This window comes from Bacillus sp. AFS077874, assembly GCF_002566505.1.
In the GTDB taxonomy this organism is placed as follows: Bacteria; Bacillota; Bacilli; order Bacillales; family Bacillaceae_G; genus Gottfriedia.
This window is the reverse complement of sequence record NZ_NUYF01000032.1, coordinates 1-3,466: the sequence shown is the minus strand read 5'-3', so window position 1 is coordinate 3,466 and position 3,466 is coordinate 1. Positions and strand designations below refer to the sequence as shown.

The following is a 3,466-nucleotide window of genomic DNA, read 5'->3' as shown; positions in this document are numbered from 1 at the left end:
TAGAACGATTAGTAAAGAATCATAACTAACCAATAATTCCCAACACATTTGCTACATATCACAATGTTATCCATTAACGTTCACTTAGGGGTACCGCCAAACATTTCTTCTATTCGTTTGGTTTCTTCAAGATTGTTTTCTTCCACTATTTCAATTAATGGATCAAACTCTTCTACAGATGCACTCATACCAAATAAACATGAAACAGCAATTAGAAAAAACCATCTGAGCCCTTACTCAACCAAACTGCCCCTTTAGTTGCATAAGAACCTGAAAGAAGAAGAGAAAAATTAAGACAATTATTCGGGTAAGGTAAACTTCTTAGGTCTCCGACATTTACTTGGGTGTGGCCATTAAACTGCCTAAAATAACGGTCTACAATTTGGAAAGTACGGGAATTCTTATTCTTAACACCCCCTAATTAAGCAACCAGTCCTTTTAAATTTTACCACAAACAACCATTATCCTTGTTGAACTATCCTGCCATTTTGTTGAATAAAAAAAATCGACTAAACAGCCGATCATGTTGTTCAACTAATGCATGCGTTAGTTGTATAAGGATTAACGCATTTTACAAAAAATAATCCTCAGCTAAATTTTTAATTACAAGATAACCCCAAGTTGAGAATGTAGAGTATTTCTCCCATTCTTCTTTGTTTATTGGGCGAATTTCTTCGTACCCTTTCATTAATTTGCAGGATTCAGAAAAGGCACTTTCTGATTTAAACATATCAGAATCGATACCATCTTCTTTTAGTGAACGGTAGCCCAATACCATGCCATCTACACTTGTTTCATGGATAGTTTTTATATGGACATCACCTTGCCTTAGAGTCTTTTTTCCTGCAATTGATTCTGAAGTTGGTAATTCATCACCTAGCCAATCCATTAATCCAGCTAAAAAACCACGTTTATCTTCCTTTGACACTTCGATTACACGACCACATGCAAATTTGTTGTTCTTTAATGGAATTGCCCAGTATTGTCCTGGAATTAAAAATGAATTTGACTTTGGTAAAAATGGATAAGATACTTTTCGCATTTTATCTATTCTCCTATAGCATAATTTCCCCCATTATATCATGATTTCTAATTCAACTATCTTGCCATTTAATTGAACAAAAAAAGAGCCGCCGAAGCAACTCACGTTGTACAACTAATGCATGCGTTAGTTGCAAAACGGCTCGGCTACTACCTTATTCACAAATATATTTAATAATCTTTGTAATTGACTTTAAAATATCTTTGAGTTAATATTATCTCGAATTAGAGATAAATTATTTAAGTAATACATCGTTTTTAAACCTTGGTTATTAAAAAATATCCTAATAAATTAAAAGTAATTAATTTTTTTTAAATTTTTTTTACCTTTAATTAAAGATTTTTTTAATTTTAATTAAACAAAACAATTTATTAATTATTTAATCATCTTAATTCAATAATAAACTAGCTTTTAATTTGTTAGAAGTAGAAATGAAACACCAGCAGACAATGCTGCAATTATAAGAAATGATACTGATTCAATTTTGGATACAATTGAGAATTTTGGTGATTCTATTAAGGTCCAATTCCATCAAGTTTTATCATCAAAGCTAACTGTCACCGGACGGCAAAAGCAGTGCAACTGATCATTTCCGTTATTAATAGCGGCAATTCACCGCTTCGCTTACCGGTTGGTTCACAAGATGCATATACGATACACGAAGCTTATACCAAACGGCTTGAAGAGGTCAAAACATGGTTTGAGCGTTCTGCTGAATCTGACTAATTGAATAACATGCTGAAACAGCAGAGGCGGTCTAAGACAAGGAGGAACATATGAACGAATTGTTGGTAAAAGTAATAGAAGCGCATGGCGGGTTAGACCGTTGGAAAAAATATAATTCATTAACTGCCACGATAATCACCGGGGGAGGGTTATGGGCATTGAAAGGGCTAGTTCAAGACTCTGATCCTCGTGAGATGACAATCGCGCTTCACTCTGAAATCGCATCTGTCACTCCATTCGGTCAACCTGATTGGCGGACTTCCTTTAGCCCCAATCGTATTGCGATTGAAACCTTGTCCGGAGAAGTCATTCGCGAGCAGGACGATCCTAGGACCTCGTTTGCGAATCATACGATGAACACACCATGGAATCCACTTCATCGAGCCTATTTCAATGGATACGCAATGTGGACATACTTGACTACACCTTTTTTCATGATGATGCCGGGGTTTGAGGTCAGAGAAATCCCATCCTGGAAAGAAGGCAATGAGACTTGGCAAGGATTGCGTGTAAGGTTTCCCGATAACATTGCTAGTCACAGTAAGGAGCAGGACTTCTATTTTGACGCTGATTTACAGCTGCGCAGACACGACTATCATGTTGATGTGGCAGGCAGCTTTCCGGCGGCGCAATATATCGACGACTACATCGAGGTTGAAGGCTTTCGTTATCCTACAAAACGCCGCGCTTATTTACGCGGACCGAATATGGAACCAGTTCGCGATATGCTGTTCGTTGCGATCGATGTAAGCAACATCCGGTTTAGTTGACTCTATCTATAATTTCTTATATCACAAAAAGGTGGAGCAGTAGCTTCACCCTTTTTTATTGATACCGTTCAAACAAATCCAAAAAGACGACTTCCAGTAAATCCGAATTATTTTCACCCCTTTTTGCTTGGCAAACTGATCAAGCTGCTTCTCTATGTCATCGTCAATCACAATCGTTTTCGTAGTTCCCCATTTTCAATCACCTATTACTTTTTCTAATATTCTATGTTTTTTTAGTAATTCCTTATTGAACTAAACTGCCATTTAGTTCAACAAAAAAATCGGCTAAACAGCCGATCAAGTTGTTCAACTATTGCATTCGTTAGTTGCTTAACTATATTTTTCATTTCCAATTTTCATAAAAAAACGAAGCTAAGTCACAGAAGGACAACGGTTTATATTTTTATAGCCGTAATTTTACAAGTTGAAATTGCAAATCTAAAAATCGAAGTTGGATCAGATGGATCTATTGGAAAAGTACCTAACACTATACCAAGACCTGCTTGTTCCACTATAAAATTTGCTGCTGTAGAACCATTACTTATTAAAAGATCCACTGTTGAACCTATAAGTGTATCCAGCAATTGTCTGATTGGTCGTTCACGACAATCACATTCACACCCAGAATCAACAGGTGGCAACAAGTTGATAGTAGGTCCAGGTGGTAAAAATCCTACTCCTATCACATCAGAAATATTGACCACAAAGGTTGACACGCCATCTGAAACAGTAACTAAATAATCATTTACTGAAATAATAGTGAATAAAAAAAAGAGAGGAGGTTGATTTGGTAAGTCTGCAATAGTGCCAAGAATTACAGTCTCACCAACAAGTTGTTGTAAAACGTTTTGCATAGGAAAAACACAGCAATCACATAAACATCCCTCAACTATACCAGTTGCTCCTGTTGCTCCTGTTGCTCCATCTG

2 protein-coding genes and 1 pseudogene are annotated in these 3,466 nt (G+C 36.4%); 1 reads left to right on the top strand and 2 read right to left on the bottom strand.

Annotated features, from left to right (window positions below; translation table 11 throughout):
* Positions 1–571 precede the first annotated feature (571 nt).
* Positions 572–1,042: an Imm26 family immunity protein gene (locus COJ46_RS19360; RefSeq protein WP_098566205.1), complete on the bottom strand. Its 471-nt coding sequence runs from the start codon at positions 1,040–1,042 to the stop codon at positions 572–574.
* Positions 1,043–1,818: 776 nt separating this feature from the next.
* Here COJ46_RS19360 and COJ46_RS19355 point away from each other — a divergent pair.
* On the top strand, positions 1,819–2,538 hold the full coding sequence (locus COJ46_RS19355) for a hypothetical protein (RefSeq protein ID WP_098566204.1): 720 nt from the start codon (positions 1,819–1,821) through the stop codon (positions 2,536–2,538).
* 395 nt (positions 2,539–2,933) lie between these two features.
* Here the strand turns inward: COJ46_RS19355 and COJ46_RS19350 are convergent.
* Positions 2,934–3,466, bottom strand: a pseudogene (locus COJ46_RS19350) (bclA protein); the annotation flags it as partial.

What these genes read in the sequence shown, in the direction of transcription:
- COJ46_RS19360 (WP_098566205.1), bottom strand. Translation starts at nt 1,042, where the DNA reads ATGCGAAAAGTATCTTATCCATTTTTACCAAAGTCAAATTCATTTTTA.
- COJ46_RS19355 (WP_098566204.1), top strand. Translation starts at nt 1,819, where the DNA reads ATGAACGAATTGTTGGTAAAAGTAATAGAAGCGCATGGCGGGTTAGAC.